This window comes from Verrucosispora sp. WMMD703 (assembly GCF_049178935.1).
Taxonomy (GTDB): Bacteria; Actinomycetota; Actinomycetes; order Mycobacteriales; family Micromonosporaceae; genus Micromonospora; species Micromonospora sediminimaris.
Genome location: NZ_JBMHMM010000004.1, coordinates 2,190,433 through 2,209,583, shown reverse-complemented (window position 1 = coordinate 2,209,583; position 19,151 = coordinate 2,190,433). Strand labels below are relative to the sequence as shown.

Sequence of the window (19,151 nt, the reverse complement as noted above, 5' to 3'; positions counted from 1 at the left end):
TCAGACGGCCGCCTTTCGCATGGCCCGACGGGCGTAGACGGCCACGGCGGCGATGATGATGGCCCCCCGGATCACCTGCTTGAAGAAGGCGTCCACTTCGAGCTGGTTGAAGATGGCGTCGATGCTGGCGAGCAACAGCACGCCGCCGAGCGTGCCGAGGACGCCACCACGGCCGCCGGCGAGAGCGGTGCCGCCGATGACCACGGCGGCGATCGACTCCAGGTCGTAGAGACCTTCGGTGCCCACCCGGGGGGCACCCGAGCCGAGCCGGCTCGCCAGGTAGATCCCGGCGAGTCCGGCGCAGAGCGAGCAGAGCACGTGGGCGATGACCAGAACCCGGTCGTTGCGGACGCCGGAGAGTCGGGCGACCTCCGGGTCACCGCCGACGGCGACCAGATGGTGACCGAACCGGGTCCGCGCCAGCGCGAACCAGCATGCCCCGGTCACGGCGAGCAGCAGCAGGAAGGACAGTGGTACGGGGCCGATGCGTTGGTAGCCGAGGCTCTGCACGAGCCCGGGCGAGGTGCTGCCGGCCGGACCGTCGTAGCCGTTGTCGAGGTATCCCTTGAGCAGCAGCCCGACGCCGAGGGTGGCGATGAAAGCGTTGATCCGCAGCCTGGTGACGAGCAGCCCGTTGAGCAGCCCGACAGCAGCACTGACCATGAGCGCCAAAGCGACCGCGGGCAGCAGCGCCCCATCGCTGCCGTTCATCGTCTCGGCCGCGACGAGGGTGCTCAGGCTGATCACGTAGGCCACCGAGAGGTCGAGCGACCCACCGAGGATGACCAGGGTCTGACCGACCGCGACGAGGCCCAGCCCGGCGGCGACGTGCAGCAGGCTCACCGTCGTCGACTGGTTGAACAGCTGACCGCCATCGATCATGACGATCAGCCAACCGAGCGCCAGCGTGATCGCAAGCGCCACGAACACGCCAGGTACCGGCCGTCGCGCCGGCCGCAGCGACAGCAGACTCACGCCGCCGCCTCGCTTCGCTCGCTCCGCTTACTCACGCCGCCGCCTCCCGTACCGTCCCGACCGCCAGGGCGACGACGTCCTCCTCGGTGGCGCCGGCGGGCAGCTCACCGGCGACACGGCCGTCGCGCATGACGAGCATCCGGTCACTCATGCCGAGCAGCTCCGGCAGCTCGGACGAGATCATCAGCACCGCCGCACCCGCCCGGGCGAGCCGACGGACGAGATCGTGGATCGCCGACTTGGCGCCCACGTCGATGCCCCGGGTGGGTTCGTCGAAGAGCAGGATCAGCGGGTCGAGTGCGAGCCACCTGGCCAGCACCACCTTCTGCTGGTTGCCGCCGGACAGAAATCGGATCTCCTGGTCGTCACCGGCGGCCCGGACCTCCACCGCGGCAAGCAGCTCGCGGACGCGTACGGTGCGCGCGGCGCGACCCGAGCGGGCCGGGAAGACCGCCCGGCTCGCGAGCAGCGCGTTGTCGAGCACCGACTGCCGGGCGACGATGCCCTCGCCCTTGCGGTCCTCGGTGACGTACGCGAGGCCGGCCCGCGTCGCCGCGCGCGGGGAGCGCAGCCGGGTCGGCCTACCGTCGATCGTGACCACGCCGGTGGTGAACGGCTCCACGCCGAACAGCGCGCGGGCCAGCGCCGAGCGTCCGGAGCCCTGCAGACCACCGATCCCCAGCACCTCACCGGCGCGCAGTTCCAGGTCGACGTCGCGTAGTTTGCGGTTCCCGCCACCGCGCACGGCCAGCCGTACCGCGCCGGCGTCCCCGGGCGCGGCCCGATCCGGGTAGTAGCTGGACAGCTCCCGGCCGACCATCTGGCGTACCAGGTCCTCCGGTGTGGCGTCGGCGGTGCGCATCGTCCGCACCAGGCGGCCGTCCTTGAGGACCGTGATCCGGTCGGACAGGTCGAAGACCTCGGTCAACCGGTGCGAGACGTACAGCAGGCCGATGCCCTGCTGTTGCAACCGTCGCACCAGGCCGTAGAGCAGTTCGACCTCGTGGTCGGCCAGTGCGGCGGTGGGCTCGTCCATGATGAGCAGGCGCGCGTCGAGCGCGAGCGCCTTGGCGATCTCGACCACCTGCTGCTGAGCGACCCCGAGGCGGCCCACCACGGCATCGGCGGGCAGTTCCGTCTCCCCGATGGTGGCCAGCAGCTCCGCGGTGCGGCTGAGCATCTGTCGCCGGTCGACCAGGCCACGCCGCTTCGGCTCATGGCCCAGGTACACGTTCTCTGCGACGGTGCGCTCCGGCAGGAGGTTGAACTCCTGGTGGATGATGCCGATGCCGGCCCGCTGGGCGTCACGCGGGCCGCCGAACACGCGTGCTCGCCCGGCGAACTCGACGGTGCCGCCGTCCGGGGCGTACCCACCCGAGACGATCTTCATCAGGGTGGACTTGCCGGCACCGTTCTCGCCCACCACGGCGTGCACCTCGCCCGGAGCGACGTCGAGATCGACACCGTCGAGAACGCGTACCCCGAAGAAGGACTTGCCAATGCCCCGCAGGGTCAGCAGCGCCGGGGGTCGAGCTGACATCAAGAATCCTTACGGATAGTAATCGCCAAGGGCATCGGTGCGCCACCTCGAAGTTCACTTAGGACCGGCCGGTCACCTGGCTTTAGTTATCGGAAGCGAAGCTTCCTGTTGTCGTGCTCAAACTTTCGCTTGACATGACCGAAACATCACACGTATGAAGATAGATGCTCGGGGATGGGTACGCAATCCCCGATCTTCCCGGACTACCGACTGGGCCAACGACAGGCAAAGACGCCGGGTGGGGTCCACTGGGGAGCGCGGACGCCGATGATCAGTCCCATCCATGTTGTCGTTAACATCAATATATGTCCATATCGATACTATTTAGGCTCCTTGCCACCACGGGGCCCGGAACCCACCCGGGCGTGACTCTGCGTCACATCCAGCAGTGTCACGTCGGTACGACGAACCGTGCGAAGACCACCGCGCACGCCTCCCGTCGTGCCACACCAGGCACCACCCGACGTGCCGTGGGAGGTGACCGGACTCGTGGTCGCGCCCCCTGTTGCTCCACCCCCGACGAGGAGACGGCATGCGTCGTAAGACAGCCATCATCGGACTGATCGCCGGTCTGTTACTGGCGCTCGCGCTGGTCCAGCCGGCATCAGCGGCTCCGGAGTTCCGCGCCCTGTTGTTCACCAAGACCACCGGCTACCGGCACGACTCGATCCCGGCCGGGGTCTCGATGTTCCAGCAGCAGGCCGCGTCCGACAACTTCGAGCTGGTACACAGTGAGGACTCCAGCGTCTTCACCGCAGCGAACCTGGCCACCTTCGATGTCCTGATCATGTTCCAGACGTCCGGCATGGTGTGGACCTCCGCCAGCCAGCGCCAGGCGGTGGAGGGCTACCTCGCCAGCGGCAAGGGCATCGTGGCCATCCACAACGCCACCGACATGGGCATCGAGGGCGAGTACCCCTGGTGGGACCAGACCATCAACGCGGGTGCGCACATGCCGGAGCACTCCCCCGGCGTCCTGCCCGGCACCGCCATCGTCGCCGACAAGAAGCACCCGTCGACGGCCAGCCTGCCGGATCGCTGGAACCGCAGCGAAGAGTGGTACAACTTCGACAAGAACCCGCGCGGTGAGGTGCACGTCCTGGTCACCGCCGACGAGCGCACGTACAACCCGGGCCCCCGCGCGATGGGCTCCGACCACCCGATCTCCTGGTGCCGTAACACCGGCGGGGGCCGGGTCTGGGCCACCGCGATGGGCCACGCCGCGGCGTCCTACAGCGAGACCCACTTCCGCAATCACGTCCTCGGCGGGGTGAAGTGGGCCGCCGGCAACGAGCCGGGCGACTGTGGTGGCACCGTCTGGGGCAACTTCGAGAAGCGGACCCTCGACAGCAACACCGTCGACCCGATGGCACTGGCCGTGGCACCCGACGGGCGGGTGCTGTACGTCCAGCGCGGCGGCCAGGTCAAGATCTTCAAGCCGAGCACCAACAGCACGGTGACCGCCGGCACGCTCAGTGTCTACACCGGAGGCGAGGACGGGCTGACCGGGCTGGCCCTCGACCCGAACTTCGCCAGCAACGGGTACGTGTACGTGTATCACGCCCCGGCCAGCAGCTCGACCGACGTCAACCGGGTCTCCCGCTACACCCTCAACGGCGACACGTTGAACATGTCCAGCGGGGTGACCATCATCGACATCCCGGCCTACCGCGACCGGACGTACCCCGAACCCGGCCACACCGGCGGATACATCGCCTTCGGGCCCGACGGCAACCTCTACATCGGCACCGGCGACGACGTCGCGCCGAACCTCGACCCCAACTGGCAGGGCTACGCCCCGCTGGACTGGCGCCCGGGCAAGCACATGCTCGACGCGGCGCGTACCGCCGGCAACACCAACGACCTGCGCGGCAAGCTGCTGCGCATCCGGCCCTCCGCCGGTGGCGGCTACACCATTCCGTCGGGCAACCTCTACCCCCAGGGGACGGCGCAGACCCGGCCCGAGATCTACGCGATGGGCTTCCGCAACCCGTTCCGCTTCTCGATCGACCCGGCCAACGGCTGGGTCTACCTGGCCGACTACGGACCGGACCGGAACCCACCGACCACCAACCGGGGCCCCGAGGGCCTCGTCGAACTCAACGTGATCAAGACGCCGGGCAACTACGGCTGGCCGTTCTGCCACGGCGACAACCAGCCGTACGCGCCGTACAACCCGGACACCGGCGTGGTAGGCGCCAAGTTCAACTGCGCCGCACCGGTCAACAACTCGCCCAACAACACCGGCCTGACCAACCTCCGGCCGGTCGTCGCGCCCAACTTGTGGTACGGCTACGGCGCCTCGCAGAACTTCCCAGAGGTGGGCTCGGGCGGCTCGGCACCGATGGGCGGACCGGTCTACCGCTACGACCCGCAGAACCCTTCGGCGACGAAGTTCCCGCCGTACTACGACGGAGTGCACTTCTTCTACGAGTGGTCGCGTGACTACATCAAGGAGATGCACTTCGACTCGGCGTCGGCGGTCACCCGAACCAACCCGTTCCTGCCCAACACGCGGTTCAACAGCCCGATGGACCTCGAGTTCGGCCCGGACGGCTCGCTCTACCTGCTGGAGTGGGGCACCAACTTCGGTGGCGGCAACAGCGACTCCGGCCTCTACCGGATCGACTACGTCCAGGGCGGGCGGTCACCGATCGCCAAGGCCACCGGAACCCCCACGAGCGGCAACGCCCCGTTGACCGTGCAGTTCTCAAGCGCCGGGTCGGCCGATCCCGACCCCGGTGACACGATCAGCTACCTGTGGACGTTCGGCGACGGCACCACCTCGACGGCGGCCAACCCGTCGAAGGTCTACACCAGCAACGGCAACTACACGGCGCAGTTGAAGGTCACCGACAGCTCGGGCAAGACGGCCTTCGCCAACGTGCCGATCACCGTCGGCAATACCGCTCCGGTGGTCACCATCACCACGCCGGCCAACGGTGGCATGCTCACCTTCGGCGACCGGGTCTCCTACCAGATCACCGTCACCGACCCGGGCGGCGCACCGATCGACTGCAGCAAGGTCTTCCTCAACCCGGCGCTCGGGCACGACGACCACGCGCACGAGACCACGGACTACGCCGGCTGCTCCGGGACCATTCCCACCGACCTGCTCGGCGGGCACCCGGACGGCGCAAACCTGTTCTACGTGCTGAACGCGCGGTACACCGACGACGGCGGCGCGGGTGGCGCGGCTCCACTCACCGGCCGTGCCCAGGTGATCCTCCAACCCCAGCACAAGCAGGCCGAGTACTACAGCAGTCAGTCCGGCACCCGGGTCATCGACCAGGCCGGCGCGGAGAGCGGCAAGCGCATCGGGGACATCTCCAACAACGACTGGGTGGCGTTCAACCCGATGAGCCTGTCCGGCATCAACACCGTGAGCTACCGGCTGTCGTCGCCCTCCGGCGGCGGATCGATCGAGTTGCGGGCCGGATCGGCCACCGGCACGCTGCTGGCCACCACCCCGGTGCCGAGCACCGGCGGCTGGGACAACTACCAGTCCACGCCGCCGGTGAACGTCACCCCGCTCGCCGGCACCCACACCCTGTACCTGGTGTTCAAGGGCAGCGGCAACAACTGGTTCGACCTGGACTCGCACACCTTCGGTGGTCCGGGAGTGGGCGTCGGTGACACCGGTGGTGGGATAGCCGGCCGTACGTGGACGCTCACCGCACAACACAGCAACAAGCTGATGGACGTCAGCGGCGTCTCCACGGCCGACGGCGCGCAGATCCACCAGTGGGCGGCCACCGGTGGCAACAACCAGAAGTGGCAGGCGGTCGACGCCGGCGGCGGTGCCGTCTATCTCCGGGCCGTGCACAGCAACAAGTGCGCGGAGATCACCGGCGGCTCCACCACCCCCGGCGCCTTCCTCCAGCAGGCCACCTGCAACAACAGCAACCAGCAAAAGTTCACCGTCGCGTCCACCGGTACCACCGGGGTCTACACGGTGAAGAGTGTGCTGAGCGGGCTCTGCATCGATGTCAACGGCGGTGCCACCACCGACGGCGCCCGCCTGTTGCAGTGGACCTGCCACAGCGGCACCAACCAGCAGTGGCGGTTCAGCCTGGCCTGACCGTCGCGACCATCGCGACCGTCAAGGACGCCCCGGTCGGGACCGGTTTCCGAAAAGCGGAGCCGGTCCCGCGCCGGTGCGGTCACACCCGCCAACGCGATGTGTGCTCGACGTCGTCATATCCGATCTTCGAGCGTCATCCTGCCGAGGCGAGCAGCCCGGTGGCGGCCAGTGACCGCCACAGCTCGTCGGGCACGACCGTGGCCGAACGCCGTACGGTCTCCGTCATCTGCGTTCCGTTGCGCACACCTACCACCGTGGAGACCACGGCCGGATGCCGGCGGACGAAGGCCAGCGCCGCCTGGGGCAGGGTGACACCGTGCGCGTCGCAGACCTCGGCGATCCGTCGGGCCCGCTCGATCAGCTCCGGTGGCGCCTGCTGGTAGTTGTAGAGCGCGTTGGCGGGCGGGTGGTCCCGGGACAGCAGTCCCGAGTTGTAGACACCCGCGATCACCACGCCCACCCCCCGGCTCTCCGCGAGCGGCAACAGGTCAGCGGCCGCACCCTGTTCGAGCAGGGTGTACCGGCCGGCACACATCATCACGTCCACGTCGGTTTCCCGAACGAACCGCGCCAGCATCGCCGACTGGTTCATGCCGGCCCCGATCGCATCGACGACGCCCTGGTCGCGCAACTCGACCAGGGCGGGCACGGCCTCGGTGACGGCCTGCTCCCAGTGATCGTCGGGGTCATGCAGGTAGGCGATGTCGATCCGGTCCAGGCCAGTGCGCGCCAGGCTGGCCTCGATGCTGCGGCGTACCCCGTCGCGGCTGAAGTCCCAGACCCGGCGATGGCTGGCGGCAACGTCGAACCCCTCGGAGTCGCGCAGGTGCGCGTTCTGTGGCGACGGCACCAGGAGTCGCCCCACCTTCGTCGACACCACGTACTCGTCGCGCGGTCTGTGCCGCAGGGCGCTGCCCAGGCGACGTTCGGACAGCCCGAGGCCGTAGTGCGGCGCGGTGTCGAAGTACCGCACCCCGGCAGCCCAGGCGGTGTCGACGGCCGCGACGAACTCCTCGTCCGTGGTCGCCCGGTAAAGGTTGCCGCCCTGGGCAGCGCCGAAGCCCAACTCGGTGAGGCCGATCGCCGGACGGCGCGGCAGCACGTGGGTCCTCATCATGCCCCCAGTCGGTACGAACGCCGGGCGGTACCGCCCCAGAATGCTGCGCGCCCGGTCGGGCCGAGGTCGCCCAGCAGCTCCGTGACCGCCTCGATCCAGCGGGGGTACGAGGTGGCGAGCAACGAGACCGGCCAGTCCGACCCGAACATCAGCCGCTGCGGCCCGAACACGTCGAAGGCGTGGTCGACGGCAGGTCGCAGATCTGCCGTCGACCACGGCGACCGGGGCACCTCGGTCGTCAGACCGGACACCTTCGCCGTCGTGTTGGCTGCTCTTGCGAGCGTCCGCAGGTCACGCTTCCAGTTGTCGAATTCCTGGGTGCCCAGCGCGGGCTTGCCGAGGTGGTCGAGGACGAAGCGCACCTCCGGCAGGTCATGGGCCAACCGGGCGGCCATGGGCAGCTGGTGTTGCCGAACCAGCAGGTCGAAGACCAGACCGGCGGCACCCACCGCGGCGATGCCCCGGCGGACGTCCGGACGGTCGAGGTAGGCCGGGTCGGTCTCGCTCTGCACGAGGTGACGGATGCCGACCAGGCGCTGCCCGCCGGGCGCGGCGCGTAGCCGGTCGAGACGGTCGGCGACGTCGTCGGCCGTCAGGTCGACCCAACCGACGACGCCGCCGACCAGGACGTCGTCGGCCGCGATCCGGAGCAGGTCCACGGTCTCCCGCGCCGAGGCGATGGACTGTACGACGACGGTGCTGGTGACACCCGCCGCCCGGGCCAGCGGGGCCAGGTCGGCCAGCTCGAAGTCGGCGTCGATGGTCGCCATGGTCACCGGGTCGATCCACGGCTGCGGATGTCGTGCCCGGACCCAGAGGTGGTGGTGGGCGTCGACGATCCCGGCCGCGCCCGGAGTTGCGTCGGTCATCGGCCCAACCACCCGCCGTCGACCGGCAGCACGATCCCGTTGACGTAGTCGGAGGCCGCCGAAGCCAGAAACACGGTCGCACCACCGAGGTCATCGGCGGCGCCCCACCGACCGGCCGGTATCCGGGCGAGAATCGCCTGGTCGCGCTCGGGGTCCTCGCGCAGGGCCCGGGTGTTGTCGGTGGCGATGTAACCAGGGGCGATGGCGTTCACGTTCACCCCGTGCGCCGCCCACTCGTTCGCCAGGGCCTTGGTGAGACCGGCGACACCCGACTTCGAGGCGGCGTACCCGGGCACGGTGATGCCGCCCTGGAAACTGAGCAGGGACGCGGTAAAAATGATCTTCCCGTGGCCGCGTTCGACCATTGCCCGACCGATCTCCCGACTCAGCACGAACTGGCTGTTCAGGTTCACCTCGATCACATGGTCCCAGAGTTCGTCGGGGTGCTCGACGGCCGGTGCGCGGGCGATCGTACCGCCGTTGTTGACCAGGATGTCGATCGGTCCGAGCGCGACAAGCTCGCCGGCCAGCCGGCGCACGGCCGTACGATCGGCCAGATCGGCGCGCAGCCCGGTGAACCGTCGGCCGGCGGCGCGCACCCGACGCTCCACCTCGCTCCCCTCCGGTTCCAGGTGCGCAGAGACGCCCACGACGTCGGCACCGGCCCGGGCCAGCGCCTCGGCCATGGCCAGGCCGATGCCCCGCCGGGCGCCGGTGACCACGGCGGTCCGTCCGGACAGGTCGAACGGATTCGTCACCGGTTGCCCTCCCGCCAGTCCAGCAGCACCTTCATCACACCGCCACCCTTCAGCGCGGTGAACGCCGCGGTCGCCGCCTCGGGCGGGTCGACCCGGGAGATCAGCTGCCGTGCCGGGATGGCGCCGGAGGCGACCAACCGGATCGCCTCCGCCATGTCGTCGCGCTGGTAGAGCCGGGCGCCGAGCAGCTCCAACTCGCGCCAGAAGAACCGGTGCAGGTTCACCTCCCGGGGGCGGGGATGGATCGCCACCATCACCAGCCGACCCCGGACAGCCAGCACCTCGACCGCGGTGGCGACCCCCGCCGCGGCACCGGAGACCTCGAAGGCGACGTCGGCGCCCGCGCCGTCGGTCCGGTCGGCGACAAACGCCGCCACGTCGATCGCAGCCGGGTCGACCGCCTCGATGCCGATGTCGCCCGCCACGGCACGCCGAGTCGGGTCCGGCTCGACGAGCAGTACCCGCGCACCGCGACCCTGGGCGACGGTGCCGATGAGCACCCCGATCGGCCCTCCGCCCACGACGACCACGTGATCGCCCGAGGCCACCGAGCCCCGCCGTACGTCGTGCACGGCGACGGCGACCGGTTCGACGAGTGCACCGTGGTCGAGCGGCAGCTCCTCCGGCAGCGGCAGGACCAGTTCCGCCGGCACGTTCCAGACGGACTGCATGGCGCCGGGCGAGTCGATGCCGAGGAAGTCCATGGCGTGGCAGATGTGCGAGTTGCCGCGCCGACAGGCGGCACACTGCCCGCACCATCTGGTGGGCAGCACCGTCACCGGCTGGCCGACGGACCAACCGGTGACGCCCTCACCCAGCGCCGCGATCCGCCCGGACATCTCGTGCCCGATGATCGCGGCGGCACCGACCCGGGAGTCCATGTCCCCGTGGTAGATGTGCAGGTCGGTGCCGCAGATCCCGGTGTACGCCACCGATATCCCCAACTCACGGCGCCCGGGTGCCGCCGGCTCACGTTCCTCGATACCGAGATGCCGTGCTCCCCGGTAGACCACTGCCTTCATCGATCCTCCGTATCAACTCCGCACACCGCTCGCGTCACCGGCCACCACCGTCGGTCTCGTTCAGTGACTTCCGGTCGGCGACACCTGGTTGCTGTTGTGCGCCGGGGTGACAGCCCGGGTCAGCGGGAAGCCAGCGGTGGCGGGCAGGACGCCGTCCGTCGCCGCCAGCAGCCGTCGCCCGGCCTGCTCCGGCCGGACGTTCGGGCCGTCGTCCGCCGGCGCCTGGGGGTGCCGGTCCACGGCCTGGATCCGCTGTTCGTCCACGCGGAGGCCGAGTCCGGGTGAGTCACCCAGGACGAAGAACCCGTCCTCGACGTGCGCGTCGACGGAGACACCGACCGGCGGCCAGAGGTCCTGCAACTCGCTGGTCAGGTGGTTCGGCACCGAGGTGGCGGCGTGCAGCAGCCCGAGCGGGCTGTTGCCGATCGGGCTGACCGGCAGATCGTAGGCGTGCGCCAGGGCGGACACCCGCAGGAAATGGGTGACTCCCCCGACCGCGGACGTCTGGACGACGTCGACCGCGCCGGCGGCGATCAGCGGACGGTACTGCTCCAGCCCGGTGAGGTTCTCCCCCGTGGCGACGGAGGCGCGTACCCCCCGGCCGACGGCGGCGAGCCCTTCGGCGTCCCAGCGTCGAACCGGCTCCTCGATCCAGATGAGGTCGAGGGTGCGTTCGAGTTCGCAGACGTGCCGGACGGCCTGCTTGCGGGTCCACGCCTCGTTGACGTCGAGCATCAGACCCGGCCGCAGTCCGTGGCCGGCCTCCGCCAGGACCTCCTTGACCAGGTGGAGCCGGTGTCGGTCATGCTCGATGTCGAGACCACCCTTGAGCTTGGCGGCCCGCAGCCCGTGCTCGGCGTAACGGATGTACGCCGAGACGAGGTCCTCGTCGCTCAGGGCGATGTCGAGACCGGACGCGTACGCCGGGACCCGGCGGTCGCGGCCGCCCAGCAACCGCCACAGCGGCTGACCGGCCGCCTGCGCCTTGATGTCCCACAGTGCCGTGTCGAGTGCGCCGATGGTGCCGAACACCGGGCCGGCGTGACCGGCCTTGAAGGTGTGTCGCAGCATGCGGTCGTAGAGCGTCGTCACCGCACGGGGGTCTTCGCCGTCGATGGCCGCGAAGATCCGCTCGATTTCGACGTGCGGGCCGATGCCGACACCCGACAACCCCTCGTCGGTTTCCACGACGACGATCGGCACCGGGACCCTCCCGTCGGCGAAGACGCCGTTGGCGTCGCCGACCGGGCGCCCCCATTCCTGGACCGTGGTGAGCGTCCGAAAACCGGTGATGCGCATTTCAGCCCTTCGTGGAGCCGGCGGCGACGCCGTCGGCGATCTGGCGCTGGAGAAAGAGGTAGACCACGAGGACCGGTATCGCGGCGATCAGCACCCCGGAGGCGAAGGTGGGGATGTCGTCGGAATACTGGCCACGCAGCGAGGTCACGCCGACCATGAGCGTGCGGTGATCCGCCGACGGCATCATCACCAGCGACATCAGGACATCGTTCCAGCAGAACAGCGCGTTGAGGATGCCGACCGACAGCAGCGCCGGGGTGCCCAACGGCAGCATGATCCGGCGGTACACGCCGTACACACTGTTGCCGTCGATCCTGGCCGCGTCGATGATCTCCCGCGGAATGGTCTTGTAGTAACTCGTCATCAGGAAGACCGTGAAGGGCAGGAACTGGGCCACGAAGACCAGGATCAGTCCGGGGTACGTGTCGATGAGGGCGGTGTCGGCCATGATCCGGGCGAGCGGCACCATGATCACCTGGAACGGCACGAACAGGCCCGCGAGGCAGCCCAGGAACAGCGCCGAGGAGCCACGGAACCGAAGCTGGCTCAGGGCGAAGCCCGCCATCGACCCGAGCAACAGCAGCAGGAGGACCGACGACGTCACCACGATCAGCGAGTTGACGAAGTACCGGTCCATGCCGACGCTGTTCCACGCCGCGCTGATGTTGTCCCAGCGCAGAGTGTCGGTCAGGGAGAACCGGTCGAGGATGTAGTCGCGCCGGGTCTTCATCGCCACGTTGGCGGTGAACAGCAGTGGGTAGATCGTCGCCAGCGCGAGCAGCGACATCGGGATGGCCAGCAGCCACCGGCTCAGTCGTACCCGGGACATCAGTCCTCACCTCCCGCCCGCCTGAGCAGCTTCACCTGGAGCAGCCCCACGACGAGCATGATCACGAAGAGCACCGTCGACGCGGCCGAGGCGAGGGCGGGCCGATTCATCTGGCCCTGCTGGATCCAGATGTAGTACTCCGGGAGATAGGTGGACCCTTCCGGCCCGCCGCTGGTCATCACATAGAGCAGGCCGAACATCGAGGTCAGCATTCCGACCATGGTGGTCACGGCGACGAACGCGATGGTGCGGGACAGACCCGGGATGATCACGTGTCGGATGACCTGGGCCAGCGAGGCACCGTCCACCCGGGCCGCGTCCAACAGCGCGGCGTCCAGGGTCGCGAAGCCGGCCAGGAACACCACAAGGGCCATTCCGAAGGTGGCCCAGATGTGTACGCCGACCACCACGAACATCGCGACGTCGGGATTCCCGAGCCAGTCCACCGGGCTGATCCCGGCCGCCTCGAACAGGACGTTGACCGGGCCGTCAAAGGCGAGCAGCAGATTGAAGATCGCGCCGACGATGACAGGTGAGAGCACCGCCGGGAAGAAGTAGACGCTGCGGTAGAAGCGGTGCCCGGGTACCCGGAGGTAGATGAACGTCGCGAGCAGCCCGGGGATCGCCACCGCCACCGGAAGCAACAGCACCAGCAGCCCGACGTTGCCCAGCGCGGTGCGGAACAACGGGTCCTCGATCAACTCAAGGTAGTTGTCGAAGCCCACCGTCTGACCGTTGCGCTCGCCGTCTCCGGTGAAGGAGAAGTTGACGCCGAGCAGCAACGGGTACAGCCGCAGCACCACGATGATCAGGATGGCGGGTGCGACCAGGACGTAAGGGGCGAAGCGCTCGGCCCGCGAGCCGCCGCGAACGGACCGTGAGCCGCCACCGCGACGGGCGCCTGCGGACCCGGCCGCCGCCCCGTCGGCCCGTCCGGGAGGAACCGGACGGACCGACGGCTCTGCGTTTCCGATCGGCACGAAATCAGCCTGCCTGGTCGGAAGCTGCCAGCTGCTTCACCGCCTCGTCGACGCTGATCGAGCCGCTGAGCAGTTGCTGGGAGACCCGCCCCATCAGGTCCAGGGTCTTCGAGGAGAGCGCCACGTGCAGGGCGGGCTTACCGCTGTTGAGCGCGGCGACGATCGTGGCGGCGGCCGGACCGGCCTGCGACACGTCGATTGTGGTGTCGGCGGCGATCGCACCGGCGTCGGCGTAGAACGCCTGGAGCGCCTCGGTCGACGTCAGCGATCGCACCAGGTCGGCGGCGACCTTGGGATCCTTGGTCCACTTCGCCACCCCGTACCCGATGCCGCCGTCATAGGCCAGGCTCGGCGTGGTGCCGGCGGTGACCACCGGAGCGCTCATCACGCCGAGCTTCTCGGGCGTCAGGAACTCGTTGAAGTCCTTCCAGTGCCCCACGTCCGACATCAGTCCGATGACGTGCGCGGCCTTGGCGGACTGGAAGAGCGCGAACGAGTCGTTGAACATCGCGGTCGAGTTGGCCCCGTCGTTGTTCAGGCCGGCGTCGCCGGCCTCCTTCCAGAGCTCGAAGATCCGCTTCACGTTTGGCGAGTTCCAGTCGCGCTTGCCCGCGATCCAGTCGTCGTACTCCTGAGCGGTGAGGATGCCGGAGCCGAGGGCCGACATCCAGAACTGGATTCCAGCGCCTTCCTTGTTGCCCAGGGCGAAGCACTTGGCGCCGGCCTTGCCGATGGCGGCGCAGTCAGCGAGGAACTTGTCCCAGGTGGTGGCGGGGCTCGCCGGATCGAGCCCGGCCTTCTCGTAGAGCGCCTTGTTGTAGTAGATGGGGTGCCCCTGCAGCGTCACCGGACCGGCGTAAACCTTGCCGTCCTTGCTGAAGGCGTCCCAACCGGCGAGGCGCTGCTTGTCCTCGGCCACGTACTCGTCGAGGGGCACCAGCGCGTCGACCCGGTCGCGGATCTGACCGCCGCCGTTGAACAGCATCACATCCGGGCCCTTGCCGGACTGAATGGCCCCGCCGAGCAGCGTGTAGTACTGGTCGAACGGCTGCGCGACGAACTCGACCGTCACGTCGGGGTGCTTGGCGGAGAAGTCGGCCTTCGCCTTCTCGACATACGCTTTAGCCGAAGGCTCGCCGGACTTCCAGTCCCACACCACAAGTTTGTCGTTTCCGCCACCGGACGAGGGCCCCGTATCGCTGGCACTTCCACAACCTGCCGTCGCCAGTCCCACAACGAGGACGGCTGACCACAATGCTCGTTGTTTCATAGTTGTTCACCTCTGAAGGGAGTGGCTGACGGCCTGCCGCAGCCAACGTGATCAAGAACGTAACTCGTATGACGTCTGACGTCAACAGTCCCGCCGTACACTGGCCCTGGACGTCGTGGCACGACGAGCCAATCGGAGGGGGACATGACGCCATCGCAGGAGACGGCCCTGGAAAATCTGGCCGCCCCGGTCTGGGCGCGCCGCCCCACCAACCTCGCCACGGCGGTCACCGCCGAGCTGGTGGAACGCATCGTCCGTGGGGTGCATCCGTCCGGCACGGCACTGCCCCCGGAGCCCGTGCTCTGCGAGACCTTCTCCGTCAGTCGGACAGTCGTCCGAGAGGCGGTGAAGATCCTCCAGGAGAAGGGGCTGGTGCAGGTCCGCCAGGGTGCCGGCACCATGGTCACCCCGGCCTCGATGTGGGACATGCTCGACGAGCTCGTCCTCGGGGCCACCATCGCCGAGGACGACAGCCTCGCCATCCTCGACGACCTCGTGGTCACCCGACGCCTGCTGGAATCCGACATGGCGAATGTCGCCGCCCGGGTCGCCGACCAGGAGACTCTCGACCGGCTGCGCGCCCTGGTGGACCGGATGGACGAGCTGGTCGGCGATCACGTCACCTACCACGAGCACGACCGGGCCTTCCACGACCTGATCATGCAGGCGTCCGGGAACCGCATCGCCCGTGGCGTCGTCCGGGCGCTGGAGAGCCAGGTGGTGAACACCGCCCGGTACATGGGCCGAACCGAGCGTTCCCTGTGTGTGGCATCGAACCGCGGGCACCGCCGCATCTACGAGCGGATCGCCGCCCACGACCCGGAAGGGGCCGCGGCGGCGATGTTCACCCACATCACCGAGGCCTGGGTGGTCCGCCGCAGCGGCTCCGGCAAGCCGGCCCGCCTGCAACGCTGACCCGGGACACGACGGGTCGGCGGGCCCGACCCCCTGGCTCCCACTGCCGCCAGGAGGCCGCGACCCGCCGTCGCGCTCGGCCCGGTCAGGAGAACTGGGCGAAGAAGCGCCAGATCTCACCCTTGGTCCAAGTGGTGATGCCACTCTCGGCGTAGGTCCCGTCCACCGGGCCCGGCATGTGCCCGTTGTCGAAGGCCGCCCACTGCACCGGGTACCCGGCTCGGCAGCCGGAGTAGGCCGTGGTGATGTGCGTACGGCTGCCCGCACCCGGCTCCGGCGGGTTCTGAGCGTTGCACCCGTTGTTCCGGACGAAGGTGTCGCGCAGCCCTCGGCCCTGGCCGATGCTGAGGACGTTGTCCGAGATGCCGTGCAGACCGAAGTACGCGATCGGCTGGGTACCGCCGCTGCAACCGCTGATCTGCGCACCGGCGATCACGGCAACCGCCCGGAAGACCGTGGCCCGTGCACAGGCGAGGGCGTAGCTCATGCCACCGCCCCAGCTGAAGCCGAGGGCGAAACGCTGCCTCGGGTTGACGCACAGGTCGCTCTCGATCCGGCGGATCATGTCGTCGACGAAGGTGACGTCCTCACCGCCGGCGTTGCCCCACCCGTTGCCGAGACCCTGCGGCGCGACCAGGATCGCGCTGTTGTTCGACTGCTCCTGCTGCCCGTAGTAGGACCAGGCGCTCCCGCTGGTGCCACCGGAGGAGATCTCCTGCATGGTGCCGCCACGCCAGTGGAACGCGAAGATCAGCCGGTACGCGTTGTTGTTGTTGTAGTTGGCCGGCAGGCGCAGGATGAACTGGCGGCTCTTGCCGTTGCTCTGGATGGTGTGCGTGCCGTTGTACAGCGTCGGGGCCTTGCCGCACCCGGTGCCACCGCTCGGCGGTGGCGACGTGGGGCCGCCCCCGTCGACCCGGGCCAGTTGCCACTGCTGGTTGCTGCCGTTCCAGTCGGCGTACTGCACGATGTTCGCGCCGTCCGCCGTGGAGGCACCCTGCACCTCGACGACCTTGTTGCTGTGCCGACTGACCAACCGGACATGACCACCATCGGAGTCGGCCAACCGGAACTGCTGATTGGTGCCGTTGTGATCCGACCACTGCACGATGGCCGCACCGTCGCCGGTCGACGCGTTCGACACGTCCAGGACCTTGCCCGAGTGCCGGGACTTCAACCGGTAGTAGCCACCGCCGGAGTCCACGAACTGCCATTGCTGATTCGCGCCGTCGTTACGGGTCCACTGGCTGATCCGCGCACCGTCATTGGTCGCCAGACCATACACGTCCAACGCCTTGCCACTGTTGCGATTGACCAGCACATACCAGGCATTCGTGTCCACGGTCGCCGCCGCCGCCGGCGCCGCGTTCACCGCCACGAGCGCGCTCGCCGCCAGGGCCGCGGCGGCCGCCGCGGCCAGCCCCGACCGCCAACCGCGTCTGGGTGGAGAGGCGGGACGAGCCTCACCGATGGCCTTCATGGTCCACTCCTTCGATCGGGGTCACCCACGCGCAGCCGTGGATGCCCTGGGGATGTGCCGGCGTCAGGTGGTGGCGTCAGCACGTGGGGTGGTGCGAAAGGTCTGGTCACCGGCGCCACCGGTCAGCACGACGACGCGCCCACGGTCGCGGCTGGCCGGCGCGGGACCACGGCGGAGAATCCGGCTCCCGGCAGCCACAACACCCGCCCGTGAAGCGAAGTTAGCGTTAACGACGTCATACGTCAAACGACAGAGGTCTATCCCTTGCCAGGTGTTCGTGCCCCCGGTCCGGATCCGCGCAGAGCCACGGAACACCCCCGCCCACCGGGCCCGGTGGCGACTCCCGGGCCCGGACGACGGTCACGGTGTCCAGTACACGTGCGGGTTCACCCGCCCCGACCAGTCGAAGACGGCCATGTTGTCCCAGCCGTTGCCGGTTCCGTTGATGTCCGCCGGATCCCAGCCATTGCCGCGTACGGCGTGCCAGGTCGGCTCCCAGTAGAAGACGCCTACCGCACCGGCGTTGCGTGCGGTGTTCTGCACCCAACTGAACTGCTGCGCCTGCCCGGACCAGGTGGCCGGGATGTTGTCGCAGCGCGCGGTGCCGGGGATCACGTTCGGCTGGTGGTCGGCGTCGGCAGTGGTGAACGGGTACGCGGTCTCGGCGATCACCACCGGTTTGCCGTAGCGGGCCTTCACGTCGGCGATGACGTTGTACAGGTTGGCCAGCGTGCCGTGCCACATGCAGCAGTAGGACAAGGCGGTGACGTCCCAGGTGACGCCCTGCGCCCGGATCCCGTCGTAGAACCAGCGGGCGTTGGCGTTGCTGTCCGCGTTCGCCGTGTGGATCCACACCTGGGTGCCGCCGTGGCACGCCTTGGTGGCCTGGTAGCCCCGTTTGAGCAGGCTCGCCAGCGGGGCGAAGTCGTTGTTGACCACCTGCCCGGCGGGCCAGAGCATCCCCACGTTGATCTCGTTGCCGATCTGCACCGCGTCCGGCGTGGTGCCCTGCGCCTTCAGCGCGCTGCACACGTCGTAGGTGTAGTTGTAGACGTCGGCCTGCAACTGACTCAGCGAGTGGTTGGCCCATGCCGCCGGCGGATACTGCTTGCCCGGATCCGCCCAGGTGTCCGAGTAGTGGAAGTCGATCAGCAGCTTGAAGCCCTTGGCCTTGATCGCCCTGGCCTGCTGAAGCACCTTGGCCTTGTTGTTGTAGCCACTGGCCGGGTTGTTCCAGATGCGCAGCCGCAGGTAGTTGACCCCCTTCGAGGCGAGGATGTCGTAGGGGTCGGCCTGCGCGCCGGAGGCGTTGTAGTAGCGGGCCCCGAGATCGAGGCTGCGTTGCAGCGAGGAGACGTCGGCACCGCGCATGGCGAGTGTGTTGGCCGCCTGCGCGGGAGCGGTCAGGGCCAGCGGGGCCGCGAGGACTGCCACCCCCACAAGGACCCGGAGGGACGGTTTCATGGCGCTCCTTCACATCCAGGGATGCGGGTGCCCGACGGGTTCGGGCACGTCCGGCGGGACTGCCGGACGGTCTCGGTACCAGGTGAGGTGGTGATGGGGATCGATGGCTCAAGCGTGACAGTCAGAGTGACCCATGCCGGCACCTCCGCACCACCCCCCCACGGTGCCGCGCTCCGACCCGACGTCGTACGCCCGACCGGGGCCGGCGACGGTAGGTTGCCCGCATGGAGCTGGAGTTCGCCGGTGAGGTGTGGTTCTGGCGCGGCCCGTCCCCGTTCCACTTCGTCACCGTGCCCGACCAGCACTGCGGCCAGCTGGCGGAGGTGGCCGGTCAGGTCAGCTACGGCTGGGGAATGATCCCGGTGGCCGCGCGGATCGGTGACACCCAGTGGACCACCTCACTGTTCCCCAGGGACGGCGGCTACGTCGTGCAGGTCAAGGACAAGGTCCGCCGGGCCGAGGGCATCGAGGTCGGCGACGTCGTCACGGTTCTGCTGATCGTCGACGCGAGGTAACGACGCGCAGGCCGGCCGAGAAGCGGTATAACTT

15 protein-coding genes are annotated in these 19,151 nt (G+C 68.9%); 3 read left to right on the top strand and 12 right to left on the bottom strand.

What is annotated here, in order from left to right; all coding sequences use genetic code 11:
- Both ACN26Z_RS10720 and ACN26Z_RS10715 read right to left on the bottom strand, forming a co-directional pair.
- Nucleotides 1-975 carry an ABC transporter permease gene (locus tag ACN26Z_RS10720; protein WP_421460915.1) on the bottom strand — a complete coding sequence of 325 codons (975 nt, stop codon included), beginning with the start codon at nt 973-975 and terminating at the stop codon, nt 1-3.
- A 31-nt stretch (nt 976-1,006) separates the two neighbouring features.
- On the bottom strand, nt 1,007-2,515 hold the full coding sequence (locus ACN26Z_RS10715) for a sugar ABC transporter ATP-binding protein (RefSeq protein WP_421460912.1): 1,509 nt from the start codon (nt 2,513-2,515) through the stop codon (nt 1,007-1,009).
- 532 nt (nt 2,516-3,047) lie between these two features.
- On the opposite strand from ACN26Z_RS10715, the gene ACN26Z_RS10710 reads away from it, so the two are divergent.
- Complete coding sequence (locus ACN26Z_RS10710) at nt 3,048-6,596, top strand: ThuA domain-containing protein (protein ID WP_421460909.1); 3,549 nt, start codon at nt 3,048-3,050, stop codon at nt 6,594-6,596.
- Nucleotides 6,597-6,732: 136 nt separating this feature from the next.
- On the opposite strand, the gene ACN26Z_RS10705 is transcribed toward ACN26Z_RS10710, so the two are convergent.
- The 8 genes from ACN26Z_RS10705 to ACN26Z_RS10670 are packed head-to-tail and all read right to left on the bottom strand — an operon-like array spanning nt 6,733 to nt 14,629.
- Nucleotides 6,733-7,716: an aldo/keto reductase gene (locus tag ACN26Z_RS10705; protein ID WP_421460906.1), complete on the bottom strand. Its 984-nt coding sequence runs from the start codon at nt 7,714-7,716 to the stop codon at nt 6,733-6,735.
- The gene (locus ACN26Z_RS10700) at nt 7,713-8,585 is read right to left on the bottom strand and encodes an amidohydrolase family protein (protein ID WP_421460903.1); all 873 of its coding nucleotides are present in this window, start codon (nt 8,583-8,585) and stop codon (nt 7,713-7,715) included. The genes ACN26Z_RS10705 and ACN26Z_RS10700 overlap by 4 nt, the downstream gene beginning before the upstream one ends.
- Nucleotides 8,582-9,343 carry a 2-dehydro-3-deoxy-D-gluconate 5-dehydrogenase KduD gene (gene kduD, locus ACN26Z_RS10695; protein ID WP_093403033.1) on the bottom strand — a complete coding sequence of 254 codons (762 nt, stop codon included), beginning with the start codon at nt 9,341-9,343 and terminating at the stop codon, nt 8,582-8,584. Before kduD ends, ACN26Z_RS10700 begins: the two co-directional genes overlap by 4 nt.
- On the bottom strand, nt 9,340-10,365 hold the full coding sequence (locus tag ACN26Z_RS10690) for a zinc-dependent alcohol dehydrogenase (protein ID WP_421460900.1): 1,026 nt from the start codon (nt 10,363-10,365) through the stop codon (nt 9,340-9,342). Before ACN26Z_RS10690 ends, kduD begins: the two co-directional genes overlap by 4 nt.
- A 60-nt stretch (nt 10,366-10,425) precedes the next feature.
- The gene (locus ACN26Z_RS10685) at nt 10,426-11,664 is read right to left on the bottom strand and encodes a mandelate racemase/muconate lactonizing enzyme family protein (protein WP_282239368.1); all 1,239 of its coding nucleotides are present in this window, start codon (nt 11,662-11,664) and stop codon (nt 10,426-10,428) included.
- 1 nt (nt 11,665) lies between these two features.
- Nucleotides 11,666-12,493: a carbohydrate ABC transporter permease gene (locus ACN26Z_RS10680; RefSeq protein ID WP_282239369.1), complete on the bottom strand. Its 828-nt coding sequence runs from the start codon at nt 12,491-12,493 to the stop codon at nt 11,666-11,668.
- On the bottom strand, nt 12,493-13,473 hold the full coding sequence (locus tag ACN26Z_RS10675; RefSeq protein WP_282239370.1) for a carbohydrate ABC transporter permease: 981 nt from the start codon (nt 13,471-13,473) through the stop codon (nt 12,493-12,495). The genes ACN26Z_RS10680 and ACN26Z_RS10675 overlap by 1 nt, the downstream gene beginning before the upstream one ends.
- 4 nt (nt 13,474-13,477) lie before the next feature.
- Nucleotides 13,478-14,629, bottom strand: coding sequence for an ABC transporter substrate-binding protein (locus tag ACN26Z_RS10670; RefSeq protein WP_232511162.1), 1,152 nt, complete (start codon nt 14,627-14,629; stop codon nt 13,478-13,480).
- 258 nt (nt 14,630-14,887) lie between these two features.
- On the opposite strand from ACN26Z_RS10670, the gene ACN26Z_RS10665 reads away from it, so the two are divergent.
- Nucleotides 14,888-15,658, top strand: coding sequence for a FadR/GntR family transcriptional regulator (locus ACN26Z_RS10665; RefSeq protein WP_282239372.1), 771 nt, complete (start codon nt 14,888-14,890; stop codon nt 15,656-15,658).
- Nucleotides 15,659-15,743: 85 nt separating this feature from the next.
- Here ACN26Z_RS10665 and ACN26Z_RS10660 read toward each other — a convergent pair whose 3' ends face one another.
- On the bottom strand, nt 15,744-17,138 hold the full coding sequence (locus ACN26Z_RS10660; RefSeq protein WP_421460895.1) for an RICIN domain-containing protein: 1,395 nt from the start codon (nt 17,136-17,138) through the stop codon (nt 15,744-15,746).
- A gap of 360 nt (nt 17,139-17,498) precedes the next feature.
- The gene (locus ACN26Z_RS10655; RefSeq protein WP_421460892.1) at nt 17,499-18,602 is read right to left on the bottom strand and encodes a glycoside hydrolase family 53 protein; all 1,104 of its coding nucleotides are present in this window, start codon (nt 18,600-18,602) and stop codon (nt 17,499-17,501) included.
- 224 nt (nt 18,603-18,826) lie between these two features.
- Between ACN26Z_RS10655 and ACN26Z_RS10650 the strand changes: the two genes are divergently transcribed.
- Nucleotides 18,827-19,117 (top strand): DUF1905 domain-containing protein, encoded by a 291-nt coding sequence (locus ACN26Z_RS10650; RefSeq protein ID WP_421460890.1) that lies wholly within the window; start codon nt 18,827-18,829, stop codon nt 19,115-19,117.
- The last annotated feature ends 34 nt before the right edge of the window (nt 19,118-19,151 follow it).

What these genes read in the sequence shown, in the direction of transcription:
- ACN26Z_RS10715 (WP_421460912.1), bottom strand. Translation starts at nt 2,515, where the DNA reads ATGTCAGCTCGACCCCCGGCGCTGCTGACCCTGCGGGGCATTGGCAAG.
- ACN26Z_RS10710 (WP_421460909.1), top strand. Translation starts at nt 3,048, where the DNA reads ATGCGTCGTAAGACAGCCATCATCGGACTGATCGCCGGTCTGTTACTG.
- ACN26Z_RS10705 (WP_421460906.1), bottom strand. Translation starts at nt 7,716, where the DNA reads ATGATGAGGACCCACGTGCTGCCGCGCCGTCCGGCGATCGGCCTCACC.
- ACN26Z_RS10700 (WP_421460903.1), bottom strand. Translation starts at nt 8,585, where the DNA reads ATGACCGACGCAACTCCGGGCGCGGCCGGGATCGTCGACGCCCACCAC.
- ACN26Z_RS10690 (WP_421460900.1), bottom strand. Translation starts at nt 10,365, where the DNA reads ATGAAGGCAGTGGTCTACCGGGGAGCACGGCATCTCGGTATCGAGGAA.
- ACN26Z_RS10685 (WP_282239368.1), bottom strand. Translation starts at nt 11,664, where the DNA reads ATGCGCATCACCGGTTTTCGGACGCTCACCACGGTCCAGGAATGGGGG.
- ACN26Z_RS10680 (WP_282239369.1), bottom strand. Translation starts at nt 12,493, where the DNA reads ATGTCCCGGGTACGACTGAGCCGGTGGCTGCTGGCCATCCCGATGTCG.
- ACN26Z_RS10665 (WP_282239372.1), top strand. Translation starts at nt 14,888, where the DNA reads ATGACGCCATCGCAGGAGACGGCCCTGGAAAATCTGGCCGCCCCGGTC.
- ACN26Z_RS10660 (WP_421460895.1), bottom strand. Translation starts at nt 17,138, where the DNA reads ATGAAGGCCATCGGTGAGGCTCGTCCCGCCTCTCCACCCAGACGCGGT.
- ACN26Z_RS10655 (WP_421460892.1), bottom strand. Translation starts at nt 18,602, where the DNA reads ATGAAACCGTCCCTCCGGGTCCTTGTGGGGGTGGCAGTCCTCGCGGCC.
- ACN26Z_RS10650 (WP_421460890.1), top strand. Translation starts at nt 18,827, where the DNA reads ATGGAGCTGGAGTTCGCCGGTGAGGTGTGGTTCTGGCGCGGCCCGTCC.